The 22,164-nt window shown below is 72.2% G+C and carries 16 protein-coding genes; 4 read left to right on the top strand and 12 right to left on the bottom strand.

Translation table 11 applies throughout. From position 1 onward, the window contains the following. Positions 1-162 precede the first annotated feature (162 nt). The 6 genes from NCC78_RS10640 to NCC78_RS10615 form a co-directional block, all read right to left on the bottom strand. On the bottom strand, positions 163-3,048 hold the full coding sequence (locus NCC78_RS10640; protein ID WP_250793901.1) for a galactose-binding domain-containing protein: 2,886 nt from the start codon (positions 3,046-3,048) through the stop codon (positions 163-165). 187 nt (positions 3,049-3,235) lie between these two features. Further along, positions 3,236-4,876: a glycoside hydrolase family 13 protein gene (locus tag NCC78_RS10635; RefSeq protein WP_250793900.1), complete on the bottom strand. Its 1,641-nt coding sequence runs from the start codon at positions 4,874-4,876 to the stop codon at positions 3,236-3,238. A gap of 171 nt (positions 4,877-5,047) precedes the next feature. Then, on the bottom strand, positions 5,048-5,935 hold the full coding sequence (locus NCC78_RS10630; protein ID WP_250793899.1) for a carbohydrate ABC transporter permease: 888 nt from the start codon (positions 5,933-5,935) through the stop codon (positions 5,048-5,050). Positions 5,936-5,948: 13 nt separating this feature from the next. Next, positions 5,949-6,905 carry a carbohydrate ABC transporter permease gene (locus NCC78_RS10625; RefSeq protein WP_250793898.1) on the bottom strand — a complete coding sequence of 319 codons (957 nt, stop codon included), beginning with the start codon at positions 6,903-6,905 and terminating at the stop codon, positions 5,949-5,951. Positions 6,906-6,985: 80 nt separating this feature from the next. After that, complete coding sequence (locus NCC78_RS10620) at positions 6,986-8,365, bottom strand: ABC transporter substrate-binding protein (protein ID WP_250793897.1); 1,380 nt, start codon at positions 8,363-8,365, stop codon at positions 6,986-6,988. A 491-nt stretch (positions 8,366-8,856) separates the two neighbouring features. Continuing rightward, the gene (locus NCC78_RS10615) at positions 8,857-9,858 is read right to left on the bottom strand and encodes a LacI family DNA-binding transcriptional regulator (RefSeq protein WP_250793896.1); all 1,002 of its coding nucleotides are present in this window, start codon (positions 9,856-9,858) and stop codon (positions 8,857-8,859) included. A 397-nt stretch (positions 9,859-10,255) separates the two neighbouring features. Between NCC78_RS10615 and NCC78_RS10610 the strand changes: the two genes are divergently transcribed. Further along, on the top strand, positions 10,256-12,295 hold the full coding sequence (locus NCC78_RS10610; RefSeq protein WP_372495110.1) for a glycosyl hydrolase family 28-related protein: 2,040 nt from the start codon (positions 10,256-10,258) through the stop codon (positions 12,293-12,295). 158 nt (positions 12,296-12,453) lie between these two features. Here NCC78_RS10610 and NCC78_RS10605 read toward each other — a convergent pair whose 3' ends face one another. From NCC78_RS10605 to NCC78_RS10590, 4 genes are all read right to left on the bottom strand, one after another. Then, the gene (locus tag NCC78_RS10605) at positions 12,454-13,425 is read right to left on the bottom strand and encodes a quinone oxidoreductase family protein (protein WP_284706283.1); all 972 of its coding nucleotides are present in this window, start codon (positions 13,423-13,425) and stop codon (positions 12,454-12,456) included. Between the two features lie 295 nt (positions 13,426-13,720). Continuing rightward, the gene (locus tag NCC78_RS10600; protein ID WP_250793895.1) at positions 13,721-14,893 is read right to left on the bottom strand and encodes an acyl-CoA dehydrogenase family protein; all 1,173 of its coding nucleotides are present in this window, start codon (positions 14,891-14,893) and stop codon (positions 13,721-13,723) included. Between the two features lie 31 nt (positions 14,894-14,924). Continuing rightward, positions 14,925-15,050, bottom strand: coding sequence for an SDR family oxidoreductase (locus NCC78_RS10595; protein WP_250793894.1), 126 nt, complete (start codon positions 15,048-15,050; stop codon positions 14,925-14,927). Positions 15,051-15,065: 15 nt separating this feature from the next. After that, a complete protein-coding gene (locus NCC78_RS10590) occupies positions 15,066-16,214 on the bottom strand; it encodes an acyl-CoA dehydrogenase family protein (protein ID WP_250793892.1) in 1,149 nt (382 codons plus the stop codon). A gap of 145 nt (positions 16,215-16,359) precedes the next feature. Here NCC78_RS10590 and NCC78_RS10585 point away from each other — a divergent pair, with 145 nt between their 5' ends. The 3 genes from NCC78_RS10585 to NCC78_RS10575 are packed head-to-tail and all read left to right on the top strand — an operon-like array spanning position 16,360 to position 19,562. After that, a complete protein-coding gene (locus tag NCC78_RS10585; protein WP_250793890.1) occupies positions 16,360-17,025 on the top strand; it encodes a TetR/AcrR family transcriptional regulator in 666 nt (221 codons plus the stop codon). 48 nt (positions 17,026-17,073) lie between these two features. Beyond that, complete coding sequence (locus tag NCC78_RS10580; protein ID WP_250793888.1) at positions 17,074-18,492, top strand: aldehyde dehydrogenase family protein; 1,419 nt, start codon at positions 17,074-17,076, stop codon at positions 18,490-18,492. After that, positions 18,489-19,562, top strand: a complete 1,074-nt coding sequence (locus NCC78_RS10575; protein ID WP_250793886.1) for an alcohol dehydrogenase catalytic domain-containing protein — start codon at positions 18,489-18,491, stop codon at positions 19,560-19,562. Before NCC78_RS10580 ends, NCC78_RS10575 begins: the two co-directional genes overlap by 4 nt. A 149-nt stretch (positions 19,563-19,711) precedes the next feature. On the opposite strand, the gene NCC78_RS10570 is transcribed toward NCC78_RS10575, so the two are convergent. Both NCC78_RS10570 and NCC78_RS10565 read right to left on the bottom strand, forming a co-directional pair. After that, on the bottom strand, positions 19,712-21,652 hold the full coding sequence (locus tag NCC78_RS10570) for a protein kinase domain-containing protein (protein WP_372495109.1): 1,941 nt from the start codon (positions 21,650-21,652) through the stop codon (positions 19,712-19,714). 85 nt (positions 21,653-21,737) lie between these two features. Continuing rightward, positions 21,738-22,164, bottom strand: a 427-nt coding sequence (locus NCC78_RS10565; protein ID WP_504919850.1) for a serine/threonine kinase C-terminal domain-containing protein, incomplete at its 5' end; no start/stop codon positions are given.

The following is a 22,164-nucleotide window of genomic DNA, read 5'->3' as shown; positions in this document are numbered from 1 at the left end:
CGGCCGGGGGTACGTCGTCTCGTGCGGTTTTCTGGCATGGCGGAGGTGCACCTTCTCTCGGGGGTGGTGGTGCCGCCGACGGGCGGGGGGTGCCGCGGCGGGTGGGGCTGCCGGGCCGGCCGGGTCGCGCGGGACAGCCGACCGGCCCGGAGACGGGCGCCCTCAGGCGGAGTGGACCTCGAACTCGGAGAGCTGGCCGGCCGGCCAGGCGGTGTTGCCGGTGACGGTCACCCGCAGGTACCGCTGGCTGCTGGCCGGGAAGGTGATCGTCACGGTGTTCCCGGTCGCCGGGTTGAACGAGTACCCGGCGGAGGGCTTGAGCGTGGCGTACGAGGAACCGTCGGCCGAGCCGAGCACCGACAGCGTCTGGGTGCGGGTCTGCCAGGCCGTCAGCGGGGGCAGCTTCAGCACCACCCGGGACACCGGGCGGGCGGTGCCCAGGTCGACGGTCAGCGACTGCGGGAAGGCGTTGTTGGCGCTTTCCCAGTAGGTGCCGGCGTTGCCGTCGACCGCGTTGGCGGCGCCGTAGACGTCGGCGTGGCTGGTCTCGCTGACCGGCCGGCCCAACGCCAGGTTCCCGCTGGGCGGCGGCGTGGTGGTGGGCGGCGGCGTGGTGGTGGGCGGCGGCGTGGTGGGCGGCGGCGTGCTGCCGCCGTACACCTCGAACTCCGAGACCTGGCCCGCCGGCCACCCGGTGTTGCCGGTGAAGCTCAGCCGAAGGAAGCGCCGGCTGCCGGCCGGCAGGTTGATCGACACGGTGTTGCCGCTGGCCGGGTCGAAGGTGTGTCCGGCGGAGCCGAGCACCGTCGCGTACGACGCGCCGTCGGTGGAGCCGAGCACCGACAGGGTCTGGGTGCGTCGCTCCCAGCCGGGTGGCAGCTTCAGCACGATCCGGTCGGTGGCCACCGCCGCGCCGAGGTCGACGGTCAGCGTCTGCGGGAAGGCGTTGTTGGCGCTCTCCCAGTAGGTGCCGGCGTTGCCGTCCACCGCGTTGCCCGCCCCGTAGTTCTGCGCCACGCTAGACGCGGTGACGGGTCGGCCCTGGGCCAGGTTCCCGCCCGGCGGCGTGGTCGGGGGCGGGGTGGTGGGCGGCGGGGTGGTCGTCGGCGGAGGGGTCGGGGTGCCGGTGGGCGGGCTGGTCGGCCCGTTGCCCCACTGGGGTGCCGGCCACGGCCCGCAGTACGGGGTGGGGGTGTACCAGCCGGAGTTGCCCGCGCCCTGGGTGATCTGGAAGCCGCCGCCGACGCAGTTGTGGATCGGGTTGCTCTGCGCGATCCCGGTGGCCCGCACGTTGGTGAAGGAGACCTGGCTGGGCGCCTGCACCTGCAGGGCGTAGGTGCCGGCCCCGTCGATCCGCACGTTGTCGAGGTTGATCCCTCGGGTCTGGCCCTCGATCCAGTGCAGCGCCGCGTAGGAGCTGTCCAGGATGTCGGTGTCGGTGATGTTGATGGTCGGGTTCTGGAACGCCTCGTTCAGCGCGGAGAACCAGATCGCGCCGACCCCGAAGTTCCAGTTGTAGTCGGAGTTGCCGTTGCGGATCAGGGTGTTGCGGGCGATCGTCCAGGTGCCCTGCACCCCGGTGGCGCCCTGCACGCCGGGGTAGCGGTTGGCGACGTGGATGCCGCCGCCGTTGGTCACCGAGTCGGCGGTCACGTTGTCGGTGATGCTGATGTCCCGGCCGCCGTAGCTGACCAGGTGGTTGGCGAGGAGGGTGACGCCGATGGTGTTGTGGGTGAAGGAGTTCCGAACGTTCGCCACGTTCTCCGCCCACATCGCCAGGGCGTCGTCGCCGGTGTTGCGGACGAAGGTGTTGGTCACCGTGGAGTTGGTGACGCCCCAGTGGAAGTTCACCCCGTCGGCGGTCTGGTCGAGGATGCGGCTGTTGCGGATGGTGAAGTTGTCCATCGGGCCGTCCATCCAGGCCCCGACCTTGGTGTGCTGCATCCAGACGTTGTCCACCACCGAGTTGCTCATCGCCCCGCCGATGGCGTTGACCTGGTCCTCGTCCACCCGCTCGCGGATGTCGCCGATGATCGCGAAGTCGCGCAGCGTGACGTTGCGGCTGGGCCCGCCGGCCTCGTGCGGCCGGATCTCCCCCCGGTACCCGCCGCCGGGCACGTACTTGCCGTAGATGCCGGCTGCGCGCTTGCGGTCGGTGGGGTGCCGGCCGCCGAGCACCGAGTACCACGGCCCGGCGCCACGCAGGGTCACCCCGTCGACCACCACGTGGTCGAAGAGGGTGAAGGTGCCGGACGGGATCCAGACCATTCTCCCCTGCGCCCTGCCGGCGTCCACGGCGGCCTGGAACTTCGCCGTCGAGTCGGTGGCCCCGCTCGGGTCCGCGCCGAAGTCGGTGACCACGTCGAGGACGCCGGCGGGCTTGGCGATCGGCGCGCCGACCAGTTCGAAGTCGGCCAGGTCGATGGTGAAGCTGGGTGACTGGGCGGTCGAGGAGACCTGCAACCGGATCCTGCTGCCGGCGGGGTACGTGGTCCCGAACATCGTCCGGGTCTCGTCGTAGAAGTGGTGCGGGTTGGTGTCGCCCGGGTTGTTGTTGAACGGGTACCCGCCGTAGAACCAGCCGTACCGGGAGGTGACCGGGACCGGCTTGACCAGCGTCCCGTTGGCCCGCAGGTCGATGCTGGCGTCCCGGCCGGTGCCGGCCGGGCTGTCGGGCAGGCTGTAGCGGAAGGTGACCGCGTTGGCCGGTGCGCTCAGGGTGAACTCGACGTACTCGCCGACCGCGTCGAGGGTGACGGCCTCCCGGCCGGAGGCCTCGGACGCAAGTTGGCCGTAGTAGCGGGTCGGGCCGATCTTCGTGCCGTTGTGCGCCGCCTCCTCCGCCTCCTGCTCGACGAACGGGACGGTGGCGCCCCGCCCGGGGATGTCGAACGGGGACAGCCCGGCGGCGCGGGCCGGGGTCGCGGTGGAGAACGAGACGACCGTGACGGTGGTCGCCACGAGCGCGGCGCCGGCGGCGGCGGCCAGGGCGGCGCGCAGGGTCCGGGGCGGTGGTGGAGCGGGGGTGCCGATGGTGTGGTGGGCCATGAGGGGGTGCTCTCCGTTTCGTCAGGCAGGCCGGGTCCCCCGTGGACTGGACGCTCGCTGCGCTGGTGCCTCCTTCCGGTCGTGCCGGCGGGGAGCCGGCGGGGACCACCTGCGGGTCGGGACGGACCGGCCGGTGGGGGTGGCGGTGCTGGCCGGTCGGGACGGACCGGCCAGCACCGCCAACTGCTCAGGCGGCCGGCGCCCCGGCGGTGCGCAGCCAGACGGCGGTGTCCGGCGGGAGCAGGTCGCCCTGCAGTGGTCCGCTGGCGAGCAGGCGGAGGTGGTGCGGCGGCAGCGGCACCGGGGCGCCGGAGAGATTCACCACGCAGGCGAACTCGTCGCTGCGGGCGAAGGCGAGCACGTCCGCCGGGGCTTCCAGCCAGCGCATCGGACCGTCACCGAGGCCCGGCTCGGTGCGCCGGAGCCGGATCGCCGACCGGTAGAGCGCCAGCATCGAGTGCGGGTCACCGGCCTGCGCCTGCGCGGTGCGGCCCTTCCAGTCCGCCGGCTGCGGCAGCCAGGGCTTGGCCGTCGCGCCGTCCGGGCTGAAGCCGAACGGGGGCTCGTCGCCGGACCAGGGCAACGGCACCCGGCAGCCGTCCCGGCCCGGGTCGACGTAACCGGAGCGCGGCCACATCGGGTCGGTACGCAGCTCCGGGGGAATGTCCTCGACCTCCGCGAGCCCGAGTTCCTCGCCCTGGTAGACGTAGGCGGCACCGGGAAGCGCGAGCGAGAGCAGCGCCGCCGCACGGGCCCGGGTGGTGCCCAGTTCGAGATCGGAGAAGATCCCCTCACGCTTCTTGGCGAAGCTGAAGGTGGTGTCCTCCCGGCCGTACCGGGTGACGTGGCGGGTGACGTCGTGGTTGGAGAGCACCCAGGTGGCCGGCGCGCCGACCGGCGCGTGCGCGCTCAGCGTCCCGTCGATGCTCTCGCGCAGCGCCGAGGCGTCCCAGGGGCAGCCGAGGAAGTCGAAGTTGAACGCCGCGTGCAGTTCGTCCGGGCGCAGGTAGTTGGCGAACCGCTGCCGGTCCGGCAGCCACACCTCACCGATCAGTGCCCGGTCGCCGGGGTACTCGTCGGCGATCCGCCGCCAGCCGCGGTAGATCTCGTGCACCCCGTCGAGGTCGCGGAACGGGTGCGGCCGGCCCGGCAGGGTCTCGGGCAGCGTCGCGTCCTTGACCAGCAGCCCGGCCGAGTCGATCCGGATGCCGTCCACTCCCCGGTCGAACCAGAACCGCAGGACGTCCTCGAACTCCGCCCGCACCCTGGGATGGTCCCAGTTGAAGTCCGGCTGCTCGGCGGTGAACAGGTGCAGGTACCAGTCGCCGGGGGTGCCGTCCGGGTTGGTGGTCCGGGTCCAGGTCTCGCCGCCGAACTCGCCGACCCAGTCGGTGGGTCGCTGGTCGCCGTTCGGGCCCCGGCCGGGGCGGAACCAGAACAGCTCCCGCTCGGGCGCGTCCGGCCCGCCGGCGAGGGCCGCCTGGAACCAGGGGTGCGCGTCGGAGCAGTGGTTCGGCACCACGTCGATGATGATCCGGATGCCGAGCGCGTGGGCGTCCGCGATCAGCGCCTCCGCCTCGGTCAGGGTGCCGAAGACCGGGTCGATGTCGCGGTAGTCGGCCACGTCGTAGCCGGCGTCGGCCATCGGTGAGGGGTACCAGGGGCTGAACCAGATCGCGTCGATGCCCAGCGCGGACAGGTGGTCCAGCCGGGACCGGATGCCGGCGATGTCGCCGATGCCGTCGCCATTGCCGTCGGCGAAGCTGCGCGGGTACACCTGGTAGATCACCGCTCCACGCCACCACGGGCTCTTGTCTGCTGTGGACACCGGCACCTGCTTTCTGCGTCAGTACGTCGGCGGGGTCGCCGGACCTGGAAGTGTGTCGGACGAGCGGTCGTTGTTCGCCGCGGGTGGTTGCGCGGGTGGTGCGCCGGTGCGGTCAGCCCTCGATCGAGCCCGGCTGAAGGCCGCGATGCCCTGCGTCCGCGGCTTCGCCGGCTATCCCTTGAGGCTGCCTGTGGTCAGGCCGGACATGATGTTCCGTTGGAAGGCCAGGAAGACGACGACGGTCGGGATGGCGGCGATGACCGACGCGGCGATCACCACGTTCATGGGCGTGCCACCGGAGAAGGCGTAGATGCCGACGCTGACCGTCCGGGTCTCGGGCGACGGCATGACCAGCTTCGGCCAGAGGAAGTCCTTCCAGACGGCCGTCACGGCGAAGATCGACACTACGCCGAGGATGGGGCGCGACATCGGCAGGATGATCGACCACAGCGTGCGCAGCGGCGTCGCCCCGTCCATCAGGGCCGCCGCCATCAGCTCCTCCGGGATCGAGTCGAAGAACCGTTTCAGCAGGAAGATGTTGAACGCGTTCGCGACCGCGGGCAGCCAGATCGCGAACGGCGAGTCGAGCAGGTTGAGGTGCAGGATCGGCAGGTCGATCACCGTCACGTACTGCGGGACGATGAGGACCATCGCCGGGATCATCAGCGTCGCCAGCATCAGGCCGAGGATCAGGTTGCCGAACGCCGGTCGGAGCTTCGACAGGGCGTACGCCGCGGCGGTGTCGAGGACGAGCTGGAACAGCAGCGCGCCGGCGGCGTAGTAGAACGTGTTGAACAGCAGTTTGGCGAGGTCGAGGTTGTTCCACGCGTCGGCGTAGTTCCGCAGCTGGGGATCCTTGGGGAACAGCGACGGCGGGGTCTGCGCGATCTCCTGGCCGGACTTGAGCGCGCCGGTGACCATCCAGTAGAGCGGCCCGAGGAAGACGAGCGTGAAGCCCACGACGACGACGGTGAGCAGCGCCCAGTAGATGACTCTGCCGCGCCCGCGCCGGAGCTGGGCGTGGGAGACGAGGGTCCGGGTGCCGGAGTCCTGTGCCATTGCTCGCCCCGTCCTAGTCCTGTTTCGCGCTCAGCCGCACGTAGGCGGCGGAGAAGCCGGCCAACACCACGAGCATGATCACGCCGAGCGCCGCGGCGCCGTTGAGGTCGTTCTGGAAGAACCCGTGCTGGTAGATGAGGTACGCCACCGAGGTCGCGGAGTCCTCCGCGCCCGTACCGTTGGCGAGGATCAGCGGCTCGATGAAGAACTGCATCGTGGCGACGATCTGCAGCATCGCCAGCAGTGCGAGGATCAACCGGGTCTGCGGGATCGTCACGTGGCGGATCCGGCGCCAGATCCCGGCGCCGTCGAGCTCGGCCGCCTCGTAGAGTTCGCCGGGGATGTTCTGCAGTGCCGCCAGGTAGATCAGTACCGCGCCGCCCATGTTCATCCAGGTCGACGCGATCACCATCGCCGGCATCGTCATCTCGGGCGACTGCATCCATTGCGAGGTCGGCAGGTGCAGCGCCTTGAGGATCGAGTTGAACAGTCCCGCGTCGCCCGGGTCGTAGGCGTAGAACTTGAAGAGGAAGAGCGCCGAGGCCGGCGGCAGCATCACCGGCAGGTAGACCAGGATCCGCAGGTACCCCTTGGCGTGGCGGAACTCGTTGAGCAGGATCGCCACGAAGAACGGCACCGCGTACCCGAGCACGAGCGCGAGAACCGTGAAGTAGAAGGTGTTCTTCCAGGCCGTCCAGAAGCTGGGGTCGGCGATGATGCGCTCGTAGTTGTCCCAGCCGACCCAGGTCGTGACGCCGCGCCGGGTGCGCTGGAAGCTCATGACGACGCCGCGGATCATCGGATACCAGGAGAAGAACGCGAAGCAGATCACCGCGCCGATCAGGAACGCGTGGCCGGTGAGGTTGTCTCGCACCTTGCGGCCGAGGCTCGTACGCGGCGGTCCGGTCGGGCGCGGCGCTGCGGGGCGACCCGGTTTCCTCCTGGTCCCCGGGACGGTGGTGATCGCCAAGGCAACTCCTGCGTGGGTCGGTGACATCGACGGCGCTGACGGGATGGGGGCCGGGGCGCGCCGGCCCCCACACCAGCGGATCAGCTCTCGGCGGCGAGGAGCTGGTTGACCTTGTCTTCGGCCGTCTTGAGCAGCGCGTCGACGTTCGCGTTCGGGTTCGTCAGCACCCCGGACATCGCGGCGTCGAGCACCGCGTAGATCGCCTGCGCGTTGCGCGGCTCACCCTTGATCGGAACCGGGGTCGCCTCGAAGAGCGCGAAGTTCGTGGTGTCGACGTTCGCGTTCGCCTTACGCAGCTCGAGCTCCTGCTTCTGCGCCTCGCTGCCGTTGGCGAACAGCAGCGGCTGGGGCAGACCCACCGGGTAGTTCTGCGGCTTGGCCCGGACGTAGTCGAACTGGCCCTTGCCCGGCGTCAGCTTCTGGTACGCGATCCACTTCAGACCGGCCTTGACCTGCTCGGGGGTGAGGCCCTTCTTGAAGAAGTAACCCTCGCCGCCACCGAGCGTCGCCTTCGCGGCGCCGTCCTGGCCGGGCAGCGGGGCCATCGCCCAGTCCTGGAACTTGCCCTGGAACTGGCTGACGATCGCCTGGGTGGCGTCCGGCGCGCCGATGAACATGCCGACCTTGCCGGCACCGGCGTTGGTCAGCAGGTCGCCCCACTGCAGCAGTTGGCGGTCGCCCATGCTGTTGTCGCCGTACCGCATGTCCTTGAGGTTCTGCAGGACCTGCTTGCCCATCGCGTTGTTGAAGTCGGCCTTCTTGCCGTCCGCGGTCAGCACCTGGCCGCCCTGCGAGTAGAGCAGGGAGGTGAAGTGCCAGCCTCCGGTGTTGCCGGCGCTGTACTCCGAGTAGCCGGAGATGCCCTTGCCGAGCCCGGAGATCTTCTTGGCGGCGGCCCGGACCTCGCCCCAGGTCTTAGGCGGGTTGTTCACGTCCAGCCCGGCCTGCTGGAACAGGACCTTGTTGTAGACCAGACCCATCGAGTAGTTCTTCACCGGAACGGCGTAGAGCTTGCCGCCGTCGGTGAAGACCCCCTTGAGCGCCGGGTCGACGCTGTCCCAGGTCGGGATCGTGTCCTTGTTGGCGAACTCGGTGATGTCCATCGCCTGACCGGAGTCGAGCACCTGCTGGAGATCGGTCATGTACCCGTAGAACACGTCGGTCACGGTGCCGCCGGCGAGACGGGCGGTGAAGTCCGGCGGGTTGTTGCACTGCTCGCCGACGCTGACGCTCTTGATGACGATGTCGGAGTTCTGCCGCTGGAACTCGGCGACGTCGTCGTTCCAGTTCTTCAGCAGCTCTTTCTGGGCGCCGACCGGCTGGCAGTCGACCGTGATGGTGACCTTGCCGCCTGCCTCGTTCGTCGCGTCGTCGCTCTTCGTGGAACAAGCCGTAAGGCTGAACCCCAGGCCGGCCACGAGCGCTAACGCCGCAGCCTTCCGGTACTGCGGTACGGACATCTGTCCATCCCTTCGGGAACGGGTGTCTCCATGACGTTCGCTGATCTGCGGTGATCGTCACCGCGGCGATGCCCTGCTACTGAGCTGAATCCGCCATCCGACCTGACCCCCCGTAACTGCGTCGAGGCCAGGTGTGAGTGGAGTCACCGTAGCGAGGCGAACTTATTCCCGCAAGGTATCGATCGCGGCCTGAAAGGATACGACTTAGAAACGGCAGATCCTGACAGGAGATCGCGCCTCGCCCAAATCGCGAACCTTCGCCCCACTTCGGGGGACCTCGCTGGCCGGTGGATGGGGCCGGCGCCCGCCGGCGCCGGCAAACGACGAGACGACCGCCGGCAACGACGAAACGCCCCGCCGACCACGAGCAGCGGTCGACGGCCGACGGGGGCGTTCAGCGGCGTGGCAGGCGGTCCGTCGGCCGGACGCTCAGTCAGTGTTCGGCGCGATGGTCAGCGGCGGCGGCACCGATGACCGGGGGCGGGCTCGGGTCAGCGGCCGGGGGCGGGCGCGGTGGAACCGCGTACCACCAGTTCGGGCTCGAACAGCAACTCGTCGTGCAGCACGCCGGCCCCCTCGATCTGGGTGACCAGCAGGTCCACCGCGGCCTGGCCCATCGTCTCGATCGGCTGCCGCACGGTGGTCAACGGCGGGTCGGTGCAGGTCATGAACGCGGAGTCGTCAAAGCCCACCACCGACACATCGGTCGGCACCGTACGACCCAGTCGCCGGGCGGCCCGGATGGTGCCCAGGGCCAGCACATCGCTGGCGCAGATGATGCCGGTGACGCCACGCTCGACCAACTTGGTCGCCGCGACCCGCGCCCCTTCCATGGAGAAGCTGGAGCGCTCGACGTACTCCCTGCCCTCGGCCCACCCTGCGACCTGGACCATCGCGTCCAGCTTGCGCCGGGACGGCACGTGCCCCTCCGGGCCGAGCACCATCCCGATGCGCTCGTGCCCGAGCGAGCGCAGGTGCCCGTACGCCTGCTCCACCGCCACCGCGTCGTCCGTGGAGACCCGGGGGAAGGTGAGCGCGTCGACCCCGGCGTTGACCAGCACCACCGGCAGCCCACGGTCGGTCAGCCGCCGGTAGTGCTCGTGCGAGGCGTCGGCCAGCGCGTACGACCCGCCGGCGAAGATGACACCGGACACCTGGTGGTCGAGCAGCATCTCGACGTAGTCGGCCTCGGACACGCCGCCGATGGTGCGGGCGCAGAGCGCGGGCGTGTAGCCGCGCTGGGCGAGCGACCCGGTCACCACCTCGGCGAGCGCCGGGAAGATCGGGTTCTGCAGTTCCGGAAGCACCAGGCCGACCAGGCGCGCCCGCTCCCCCCGCAGCTTCGTCGGCCGCTCGTAGCCCAGCACGTCCAGGGCGGTGAGCACGGCGGTGCGGGTCGACTCGGAGACGCCACCCCGGCCGTTGAGCACCCGGCTGACGGTGGCCTCGCTGACGCCCGCCTTCTTCGCCACCTCGGTCAGCCGCTTCGTCACGCCGTGATGATACGTCACCGGACCTGCAAGAAATGAACTGTGCGCTGCCGTGCCGCGGCAAGGAGCGGACGAGCCCCGGCAGCCGGCGTGCGCGGCCGGGGCTCGCCGAGCTTCGAGGCGCGTCGCCGGCCCGGGCACCGATCCGCCGGACGGGTTCGACCACGACCGGGCCGGCGACCCGCCGAGGGGTCACGGTGCCCCGACCACCCCGCGTCACCGAGGACCCGGACGCTGTTGCTGCAATTGCTGCACAAACACGTGCTTGAATATTGGCAACTCATGGAAATAACATCGCCGCAATCACCTCTCTCGCTTCTGACATCCACCGCAGGCATGACGGAGCCCCCGCGCGGCGTCGCTGACGGTCGTCGGACACCTCAGAGAAACGGATCCCGCGATGACTCGAACCACAGGACGGCCCGGCGGAGCAGCACGCTGGCTACCGGTAGGGGCGGCAGCCCTGGCGGCGGTCATGGCCGGCATCGTCACCGGCGGAGCCGGGGTGGCCCGGGCCGAAGCCCCCTCCCCCGCGGGCCCGGCCCCGGTCGTCACCCGGGCCGCCCTCGACCCGTCCTTGACCGCCGGCCGGGGCGCCGACGTCGCCTTCGTCGAGCAGGAAGCCGAGAACGCCACGACGAACGGCACGCTGATCGGCCCGGGGCGCGCCGCGTACACGCTGGCGTCCGAGGCCTCGGGTCGCCGGGCGGTCAGCCTTGCGCCGGGCCAGTTCGTCGAGTTCACCCTGCCTAAAGCGGCCAACGCGATCACCGTGCGGTACAGCATCCCGGACGCGCCCACCGGCGGCGGCATCACCGCGCCGCTGGACGTCTCGGTCGGCCACCGGCACCCCAGGACCATGACGCTCACCTCGCAGTACGCCTGGCTGTACAACCAGTACCCGTTCTCCAACGACCCCACCGCCGGCCTGCTGCACCCCGACTGGTGGATCACCGAATGCTCCTGCGTCCCCGCCGCCACCACGCCCACCCCGACGATCACCACGCCGTTCCGCCCGCACCACTTCTACGACGAGCAGCGCCTGCTGCTCGGCCGGACGCACCCGGCCGGAAGCCTGGTGCGCCTCGCGGTCCCGACGGGGAGCATCGCCGCGTGGACGGTGATCGACCTGCTCGACTCGGAGCTGGTCGGCCCGCCGCGCGTGGTGCCCGTCGCGGCGAACGTGCTGGCCTTCGGCGCGGACCCCACCGGCCGACGCGACTCCGCCGACGCTCTCGACCGGGCGATCTCCTTCGCCCGGCGTACGAAGCTCAAGGTCTACCTGCCGCCGGGGACGTACCAGGTGAACCGGCACATCCTCGTCGACGACGTGACCATCGAGGGTGCCGGCAACTGGTACACCGTGGTCAAGGGACGCGAGGTCCCGCTCAGCACCCCGGCCCCCGACGGGTCGGTGCACACCGGGGTCGGCTTCTACGGCAAGGCCGCGTCGGCGGGCGGCAGCCGCAACGTCCACCTGGCCCACTTCGCGATCGAGGGCGACGTCCGCGAGCGCGTCGACACCGACCAGGTCAACGGCGTCGGCGGCGCCCTGAGCCACTCCAGCATCGACAGCCTGCACCTGCGCCACACCAAGGTGGGGCTCTGGTTCGACGGCCCGATGACCGACCTGCGGGTGACCAACAACGTCATCGTCGACCAGATCGCGGACGGGCTGAACTTCCACACCGGCGTCACCGACTCGTTGGTGCGGAACAACTTCGTCCGCAACACCGGCGACGACGCCCTCGCCATGTGGTCGGAGAAGACCGGCAACGCCCGCAACACCCTCGACCACAACACCGTGCAGTCACCGGTGCTCGCCAACGGCATCGCCATCTACGGCGGCACGGACAACACGGTGTCGCACAACCTCGTCGCCGACCCCGTCCGGGAGGGCAGCGCGATCCAGGTGGGAGCGCGGTTCGGCGCCGAGGCGTTCACCGGACACCTCCGGATCACGAACAACACCACGGCCCGCGCCGGCACCTACGAGCTGAACTGGAACATCGGCCTCGGCGCCATCTGGTTCTACGCCCTGGACCGGAGCATCGACGCGGACATCCAGGTGGTCGGCGACCACTACCTCGACAACACCTACAACGCCATCATGCTGGTCAGCGACTGGCCGGTGAAGGACCTGCACTCGATCACCAACGTCCACTTCACCGACGTCCGGGTCGACGGCACCGGGACCTCCGTGGTGAGCGCCCGCTCGGCGGGCTCGGCCTCCTTCGCCAACGTCGACGCGCGCAACGTGGGAGCGGTCGGCGTCAACAACTGCGGCTCCTTCCACTTCACCCCCGCCGGATCCGAGTTCAGCCTGACCGACCTCGGTGGGAACGACGGCGGATGGCTCGCCCCGTGGCAGCTGCCCAACACCATCACCTGCGACGACCGGCCGCCGGTCGTGACGCCGCCACCGCCGTCCACCTGGTGACCGCGGCACGGGCTCGACGCGGTCACCGCCGGCCAGCTCATGCGCGCCCGGCGGGTTGCTCACGCGACCCGCCCGTCGGGGGGCGTTGTCAGCCGGCGGGTATCCCGGAAGGCCTGGTTCGCCGTTCAGCTGTCAGCCGGCGGGAATCCCGGGAGGCCTCAGTTCACCGTCAGCAGCAGCCTGCCGAGGTAGGACGTCTGGAGGCGTCGGTGTGCCTCCGCCGCCCGCCCCAGCGGGAACGCCTCGGCGACGTGCACCTCGAACGGTGCCGCCTCGATGAGCTCGTTGAGGCGCTGCAACTGCCGGGGCCCCGTCTCACCGTCGTACGCCCGAACCGTCACGCCGGGCCGCTCGCCCGGTTCCGGTTGCACCCCGTGGGGGTACGCGAGGACGCCACCGTCACGCAGCGTTTCGGCGAGCCGGTCGAGCGTCGGACCACCGGCCATCGCCAGGACGCCGTCCACGCCGTCCGGGGCCGCCTCCCGGATCCGTGCGAGGACCTCCGTGACCTCGCCGCGACCGTCGAGGGACACGTCTGCGCCGAGCCGGGTCACCAGCGCCACGCCCTCCGCCCGGGAGGCCACGGCGATCACCCGGAGCCCCTGCCGCTTGGCCAACTGCACGGCCAGGTGTCCCTGACCGCCGCTCGCGCCGAAGATCAGCACCCACGATCCCGCCGACAGGCCGAGGGCGTCCAGTCCGGACAGCGCGGTCAGCGCGTCGGTCGGCATGGCTCCGGCGTGCTGCACCGGCACACCCGCCGGCAGCTTCGCGACGTACTCCGCCTTCGTCGCCGCGTACTGGGCGTAGAAGCCGCCCTTGGGCCGGGTGTAGCCGTAGACGTAGACCATGTCGCCCACCGCGACGTTGGTCACCTGCGGGCCGACCGCCGCCACGGTGCCGGCGGCCTCAGAGCCGGGCACGATCGGAAACGTCGAGCCTTCGGGCACCAGCGTGCCCTCCCGCTCCAGGGCGTCCCACACCCCCACGCCGGCGCTCCACACCTTGAGCAGGACCTCATCGTCGGCGATCTGCGGCACCGGCAGGGTACGCAGGGTGATCACCTCCGGTCCACCGAACTCGTCGAGGGCCGCGGCCTGCATCCGCTCCGGCACATCCCCTGCCGCCATGTGCGATTCCTCTCCGCCTCGATGGTCCCGGCACCGCGCTGGCGTCACCGATCGCAGCATGTCGTGCCCCCCGGCGTCGTCGGCCCATGTCCGAGCGCCGTTCACCCGGTCGGGGTCACCGGCTCCGCTCACCCCCGAGCGCCTCCGGTTCGCCGGGCGACGGTGTCGGGGTGCCGGCGGGCGTGGCCTCCACGACGAGGTCGACCCGGCTCTGCCCGATCCGGGCCCGGGCCCCGGGCCCCGGGCCGACGGTCTCCCCGACCGCGGCGGCCGGGTCACCGGTGGCGGCAGGTCCTCATGCCAGGTGTCCGCCCAGCCGGGTGTACCCGCGCAGCAGGTCCCGGGAGATGATCAGCCGCTGCATCTCGTCGGTGCCCTCGAAGATCCGGTAGAGCCGGACCTGGCGGTACCAGCGCTCGATTGGCAGCTCGCGGGTGTAGCCCATGCCGCCGTGGATCTGCAGCACCCGGTCGACCACCCGGTTGACCATCCCGGCGGCGTAGAGCTTGCACATGGAGGAGGCGTGGCGGGGGTCCATGCCCTGGTCCACGGTCCAGGCGGCGCGCAGCACCAGCCACCGGGCCGCCTCCAGCTCGGTCTCCGAGTCGGCGATCATCCACTGGATGGCCTGGTTGGTGCCGATCTTCGCGCCGAACGTCTCGCGGGTGTTGGCCTGCTCGATCGCCATCTGCAAGGCCCGCTCGGCGATGCCGATCGCGTGCGACGGGATGGTGTAGCGACCCTTGCCGATCCACTCCATGCCGAGGGTGAAGCCCTGCCCGACCTCACCGAGGATGTTGCGGTGCGGCACCCGTACGCCGTCGAAGACCAGCGAGGCCGGTCCGCCCTCGCCCATGGTCTGGATGAACTCGGAGCGCCAGCCCATCGCCCGGTCCACCAGGAACGCGGTCGCGCCGCCGTTGCGCGCCCCCTTCTCCCGGTCGGTCACCGCGACCACGATGGCGAAGTCGGCCTCGTTCCCTCCGGTGATGAAGGTCTTCTCGCCGTCGAGGATCCAGTCGTCGCCGTCGCGGCGGGCCGAGAGCCGGATGTTCGCCGCGTCCGAGCCGGCACCCGGCTCGGTGATCGCGAAGCAGGAGATCCGCTCCCCCTCGATGGTCGGGACCAGAAACTCGCGCTTCTGCTCCTCGGTGGCGTGGAAGAGGATGTTGTCCGCCTCGCCGCCGAAGCGGAACGGCACGAAGCTGCGACCCAGCTCGGTCCAAATCAACGACTGCATGACGGCCGGCAGGTCCATGCCGCCGTACTCCTCGGGGGTGGCCAGGCCCCAGAAGCCGAACTTGCGCGCCTTGAGCTGCAGCTCGCGCAGTTCGCTGCGCTCCAGCCCGGGGCGGTGCGCCCGCTCGCGCCGCAGCAGCTCCTGCTCCAGCGGCATGACCTCCCTGGTGATGAAGTCGCGGGCCGTGTCACGGATGGCCCGCTCCTCGTCGGAAAGCGCGAAGTCCATGTCTTCCTCCGGTTCCTCTTCCGCGGGCGGGTCAGCGCGCGCGGCCGTTGACGTACAGGGTCTGGCCGGTGACGTACGAGGCGTCGTCACCGGCCAGGAAGGCGATCACCGAGGCCGTCCCGGCCGGCTGGGCGTCCCGGTCGGCGGATCTGGTCACGGTTCTCCCTCGGGGCTAGAAGGCGTTGACGCCGGTGAGCGCGCGTCCGATGAGGAGCTGCTGGATCTGGCTGGTGCCCTCGTAGAGGGTGGCGACGCGGGCGTCGCGCAGGTACTTGCCCACCGGGTACTCGTCGATGTAGCCGTAGCCGCCGAAGACCTGGATCGCGTCGTTGGCCGCGCGGACGGCGGCCTCGCTGGCGAAGAGCTTGGCCATCGACGCCTCGGTGGCGAACGGCTCGCCCCGGTCGATCAGGTCGGCGACCCGCCACACCAGCAGCCGGGCGGCGGCGGTGTCGACCGCGATCCTGGCGAGCAGCTGCTGCACGAGTTGGTGACCGGCGATGGGTTTGCCGAACTGGGTGCGCTGCCCGGCGTAGCCGACCGCGGCGTCCAGGCAGCCCTGGGCGATGCCGACGCAGCCGGCGGCCACCGACATGCGGCCCTTGGCCAGGGTGGCCAGCGCCAGCCGGAACCCGGCGCCCTCCTCGCCCAGGCGCGCCGAGTCGGGCACCCGTACGCCGTCGAAGCGCAGCTCCCCGGTGGCCTGGCCGCGCAGGCCGAGCTTGCCGTGGATCTCCCGCCGGCTGAGCCCGGGGGCGTCGGTGGGCACCAGGAACGCGGTGATGCCCCGGTGACCCGGGCCGCCGGTGCGGGCGAAGACCAGCGCGACGTCGGCGGTGGTCCCGTTGGTGATGAAGACCTTCCCGCCGGTGATCAACCAGTCGGTGCCGTCGCGGACCGCGCGGGTGGTCAGCGCGGCCGCGTCCGAGCCGCTGTCCGGCTCGGTCAGCGCGAAGCAGCCGAGGGCGGCGCCGGAGCAGAGCCGGGGCAGCCACTGCGCCCGTTGCTCAGGGGACCCCTGCGCGGCGATGGACTTCGCGACCAGCCCGAGCGACACCGAGACGATGCCGCGCACGGCGGAGTCGCCCCGGCCGAGTTCCTCGAGCACCAGGCAGTAGGAGAGGTGGTCGCCGCCGGATCCGCCCTGCTGCTCGGCGATGGTGAGTCCCAGGAAGCCGACCTCGCCGAGCTTTCCGACGATTGCCGGGTCGACCGATTCCCGGCGGTCCCATGCCGCCGCGTGCGGTGCCACCTCCCGATCGACGAAGTCGGCGGCGAGTTGGCGGACCGCCGCCTGCTCGGCGGAGAGGTGAAGGTCCATGGGACTTAAACTAGCGGTGCAAGTTTAATTCCGTCCAGACCCGACTGTGGCAGAGTTTGCGGCGGATCACCGGGGATCCCGGCGGGACCAGGAGACATCCGGCGGGCACGAGCCGTCGGCGGATCACCGAGCAGAGGAGGAACCGATGCCCCGGCCGCGGCAGGCGCTGCTCAGCCGGCAGCGGATCATCGAGGCCGCCGCCGCGCTGATCGACGCGGAGGGGCTGGAGGGGTTCTCCACCCGTCGGCTCGCCGCCGAGCTCGGGGTGCGGGGGCCGTCGCTGTACAACCACTTCGCCACCAAGGACGAGATCCTCGACGCGGTCGCCGACAGCATCACCGCGCAGGTGGACGTGTCGTTCTTCGGCTCCGTCGACTGGCGGGAGGCGCTGCGCCGGTGGGGGCACTCGTACCGCGCGGCGCTCGCCGCCCACCCGCACATCGTGCCGTACCTGGCCCGGGGCCCCGGGCGCCGGCCGGCGGCGTTGGCGATGGCCGACGCCGTCTACGGCGGCCTGGTCGACGCCGGCTGGCCGCCCGCGCGGGCCACCCACATCGGCGCGCTGATGCGGTACCTCGTGGCCGGGTCGGCGCTCGGGTCGTTCGCCCGGGGCTTCGTCGAGGACCCCGGGGTGTACGCCGAGCAGTACCCGCACCTCACCCAGGCCCACCGCCTCGCCGAGCACCAGCAACAGGTCGACGAGGGCGCCTTCGCCCTCGGGCTCGACACGCTCATCGACGGCCTGTCCCGCACCTACGAGCAGAACGTCGGGCCGCTGCCGCCCCTCCCGCCGCCCGCCGAGGCGTACTAGAGTCAAAACTTGCACTGCTAGTTTTGGGCGACGTACGTGAGGGGCTCGATGGATCTCGCACGGACCGACTTCTACCTCGACGGACGCTGGGTCGCGGCATCCTCCGGCCAGACCCTCGCGGTCGGCAACCCGGCGACCGAGGAGGTCATCGCGACCGTACCGGCCGGCACGGCGGCCGACGTGGACCGGGCCGTCGCCGCCGCCCGGGCCGCCTTCGCCGGCTGGGCCGGCACCGCGCCGGCCGAACGGGTGGCGTGCCTGGACCGGCTGCACGCCGCCCTCTCCGCCCGGGCCGACGAGATCGCGCGCACCGTCGCCCTGGAGCTGGGCACCCCGCTGAAGGTGGCCACCCGGGTCCAGGTCGGCCTCCCCCTCGCCGTGCTGCGCAGCTACGTCGAACTGGCGGCCCGACCACCGGCCCCGCAGACCGTGGGCAACTCGCTGGTGGTCCGGGAACCGGTCGGCGTGGTCGGCGCGATCACCCCGTGGAACTATCCGCTGCACCAGGTGGTGGCGAAGCTGGCACCCGCGCTGGCCGCCGGCTGCCCAGTGGTGCTCAAGCCGAGCGAGCTGACCCCGCTGGTGTCGTACCTGCTCTTCGAGGCGATCCACGATGCCGGCTTCCCGCCGGGGGTGGTCAACCTGGTCACCGGCACCGGTCCGGTGGTCGGCGAGGCGATCGCCGCGCACCCCGACGTCGACATGGTCTCCTTCACCGGGTCCACCGCCACCGGCCGGCGCATCTCGCACCTGGCCGCCGACCGCATCGCCCGGGTCGCCCTGGAACTCGGCGGCAAGTCGGCGAACGTCATCCTCGACGACGCCGACCTGGCCACCGCGGTGAAGGTGGGCGTCGGCAACGCCTTCCTCAACTCCGGGCAGACCTGCACCGCCTGGACCCGCATGCTGGTGCACCGCGACCGTTACGACGAGGCCCTCGCCCTCGCCGCCCAGGCCGCCGCCGGCTACCGGCTCGGTGACCCGTTCGACCCGGCCACCCGGCTCGGCCCGCTGGTCTCGGCGGCGCAACGGGACCGGGTCCGCGACCACATCGCCAAGGGCCTCGCCGACGGGGGCCGGCTGGTCGCCGGCGGACCGGACGCCGCCGTGCCGGGGCGGGGTTTCTTCGTCGCCCCGACGGTGATCGCCGACGTCGACCCGGACAGCGCGCTGGCCCAGGAGGAGGTGTTCGGCCCGGTGCTCGCGGTGATCCCGGTCGACGACGACGAGCACGCCGTCGCGGTGGCCAACAACTCCCGGTACGGGCTGGCCGGCGCGGTCTGGTCCGCCGACGAGGAGCGGGCGCTGCGGGTGGCCCGGGCGATGCGCACCGGCGCCGTCGACATCAACGGCGCCCCGTTCAACCCGCTCGCCCCGTTCGGCGGCTACAAGCAGTCCGGCCTCGGCCGGGAGCTCGGCAGCTACGGGCTGGACGAGTTCCTCCAGCTGAAGGCGATCCAGCGGTGAGGGCGCTGGTCGTCCGGGGCGTCGGGGCGCAGCCCCGGGTGGAGCCCATCGAACTGCCCGCCCCCGGGCCGGGCGAGGTGCGGGTGGACATCCGGGCCGCGGGGGTGTGCCACTCCGACCTGTCCATGGTCAACGGCACGCTCACGCCGCCGTACCCGCTGGTGCTCGGTCACGAGGCGGCCGGAGTGGTTGTCGAGGTCGGCGACGGTGTCTCGCGGGTGACGCCCGGTGCGCACGTGGTGCTGAACTGGGCGCCGCCCTGCCGGACGTGCTGGTACTGCGGGCACGGCGAGCCGTGGCTCTGCGAGCGCACCGGTGCGCCCGCCACCGCCCGGGGCCGGACCAGGACCGGCGAGCCGCTGCACGTCACGCTCGGCCTGGGCGCCCTCGCCGAGCAGGTGGTGGTGCCCGAGGACGCGGTGATCCCGGTCCCGGCCGAGCTGCCCTTCGAGGCCGCCGCGCTGCTGGGCTGCGCCGTGCTCACCGGCGTCGGCGCGGTCCGGCGCACGGCGGCGGTGGCGCCCGGCGAGTCGGTGGCCGTGATCGGTCTCGGCGGGGTGGGCCTGTCGGTGGTCTCCGCCGCCCGGGCGGCCGGCGCCGACCCGGTGCTCGCCGTCGACGTCTCGCCGGCCAAGGCGGAGCTGGCCGCCGCCGCCGGCGCGACCGACTTCCTGCTCGCCGACGAGTCGCTCAACCGGGCGGTGCGGGAGCTGACCGGGGGCCGGGGCGTGGATCACGCGCTGGAGTGCGTCGGGCGCGCCGCCACCATCCGGACCGCCTGGCGGGCCACCCGCCGGGGCGGGCAGGTGACCGTGGTGGGCATGGGAGCCAGGGACGACATCGTCGGCCTGAGCGCCTTGGAGATCTTCCACTCCGCCCGCACGCTGCGCTCCTCGGTCTACGGGTCGTCCGATCCGGACCGTGACGTGCCCGAACTCGCCCGCGCGGTGCTCGACGGCACCCTGGACCTCGCCCCCCTGATCACCGACCGGACCACCCTGGACGGCGCCCCCGAGGCGTTCGACCGGATGGCCCGGGGCCAGGGCGCCCGCACGGTCGTCGTGCCCTAGCCGCCAGCCCCCGCGATCGCACACTTCCGGCCCCGGTTCGATGCCGCCGCCGCACCGTCGGATCGCCCGACCCCGCCACCACCGGCACCACCGCGGCTTTCGCCCCGGGCGGCAACCGCACGACCGACGCGCTCCGGTGGGGACGGGGGTCAGGAGAGGGCGCGGGCCAGTTGGGTACGGGAGCGGATGTTCAGGCGGTGGAAGATGTTGCGGAGGTGGTGGTCGACCGTGCGGGTGGAGAGGAACATCCGGGCGGCGATCTCCCGGTTGGTGGCCCCCTCCGCGACCAGGTGCGCGATGCGTAGCTGCTGGCCGGTCAGCAGCCGGGCCGCCGGCAGGTCCGCCGGGCCGACCGACTCCCCGGCCGCCCGCAGCTCGGCGGTGGCCTGCTCGGCCCAGGCGCTCGCCCCGAGCAGGGTGAACGTCTCCCGGGCGTGGTGCAGGTGCGCCCGGGCGTCGCGGGGCCGCCGGCTGCGGCGCAGCTCCTGACCGAAGAGCAACTCGGTGCGGGCCCGCTCGAACGTGCCGGCGTCCACCGGGTGCAGCCGCAGCGCGGCCCGGAACGCCTCCTCCGCCTCGGCGCTGCCCCGCGGGGCGAGCAGCGCGTGGCACCGGGCGGACAGGGCCCGGCGCGAAGGGTTCGCCGTGCTGCCGGCCCACCGGTCGAAGACGCCGAGCGCGGTGGTGGCCGCCGGGCGGTGGGTCAGCTGGGCTGCCGCCTCGACCAGGTACGGCGTGGCCATCACCTGGACGAGGACCTGCCCCCGGCCGGTGCCGGGACAGGCCAGGGAGGTCAGCCGGGCCGCCGCGTCGGCGTGCCGGCCGTCGACCAGGTCGAGCACTCCCAACGCCCAGCGGGCCAGCGCGTGCGGCCGGCTGCCCGGCTGCGGTCCCTCGCCCATCTCCCGGATCCGGCGCAGGCTGGTGTCCCGATCGGCCCGGACGGCGGCCAGCACGGCCAGCATGCCCAGGTGGACAGCGGCGCAGTTGCTCTGGCCGGTGGCCCGGGCGACGCGCAGCCCCTCCCGGGAGCTCTCCCCCGCCGCCTCGTGCCGGCCCGGCCAGTACTCGGTGATCGCCCGCAGCTCCAGCGCCCGGGACAGCACGGACAGCTCACCGCGGGTCCGGGCGAGCTCGATGGCGCGTTCGGCGAGCCGGTGCGCCGCGCTGTCCACGGCCACCAGCAGGCCGGCGGTGGCCGCCCAGGTCAGGGCGGTCGGGGTCAGCGCCGGTCCGGTCAACCGGGAGCCGAGGACGACGGCCCGACGCAGCGCCGGCCCGGCCCGCTCGTGGTCGCCGCGCAGCGTCGCCGCCACCCCGGCGACGTACGCGGTGATCAGCTCCGTCGGGGGCGGGTCGCCGGGGCGACGCAGCGGCCCGGCCCGGCGCATCGGGTCGGGTGGCTCGGTGGCCAGCGCGCTGAGCGTCGCCATCGCGCTCGCCCGGGCGTACGGCGAGTGTCCCTCGACGGCGGCGTAGAGCGTCGCCCCGAGCGACCACAGGTCGGTACGCGGGTCGGAGATGCCGTCGCGGGCGCGTTCCGGTGCGACGAACTGCGGTGAGCCGAGCACCATCCCCGGCCCGGTCATCGCGCCGTCCCCGCCGTCGAAGGTGGCCAGTCCGAAATCGGTCAGCACCACCCGCCCGTCGTCGGCGACCAGCACGTTGTGCGGCTTGACGTCGCGGTGCAGCACCCCGGCGGCGTGCGCGGCCCGCAGCGCGGCGAGCACCGCCAGCCCGATCCGGGCGGTACGACGCGGGCTCAGCGGGCCGTCGGTGCCCACGATCTGCTGCACCGAGCGGGACGGCACGTACTCCATCACGATCCACGGGCTGTCCCGGTCGTGCACCACGTCGTAGACGCGGACGACGTTGGGATGGGTCAGCCGGGCGGCTGTCCGCGCCTCGCGCAGCGTCCGGCGCCGCAACTCGTCGCGTTCGGACTCCGCCAACCAGACCGGCGGGACGACCTCCTTGACGGCCACGTCGCGGTGCAGCATCTCGTCGCGGGCCAGCCACACCCGGCCCATCCCACCGGACCCGACCAGGTCGAGCAGCCGGTACCGGCCCGCGATCAGCACCTGCCGCACGGCTCGTGTCCCCCTCGGTCACCCCGGGTTACACGATAACCACCGCCGTCGGGTTTCTCATCCGTTGCGCGGCCCGGAAACGGTGTCAGCGGGGTGGCCGGAAGCTGGCGCGCACGGTGGAGAGCTGCGCGGTGGCCGCCGACCAGTCCGGGTCCCGGGTGATCCAGACCAGCGTCCACGACCGGGTGGCGGCGGGCCGGGTCGGCACCAGGTGCAGGGCGCGCAGCTGGTCGCCGTGCGGGGTGTTCCAGCGGCAGTCCCACTCGACCGCCGCCTCCGCCCGGCCGAGGCGGATCTCGTCGTACCCGGGCAGGGTGCCGGCGCCTATCGCCCGGTCCCGGGCGGTGCGCAGCCGCGCGAGGGCGCCGGTGGTCGGGTCGGCCGACCCGGCGACGCTCAGCGCCCGACCGGTCGCCGGGTCCTGGAAGCAGGCGACGTCCCCGTCGCGGGAGTACCGCCAGCCGTCCGGCACGGCCACCCGGAAGCCGGTGGCGTCGGAGTGCCAGACCCAG

The sequence above is a fragment of the Micromonospora phytophila genome, from assembly GCF_023656545.1.
In the GTDB taxonomy this organism is placed as follows: domain Bacteria; phylum Actinomycetota; class Actinomycetes; order Mycobacteriales; family Micromonosporaceae; genus Micromonospora; species Micromonospora phytophila.
The sequence above is the reverse complement of the archived record's forward strand: the minus strand, read 5'-3'. Positions and strand labels throughout refer to the sequence as shown.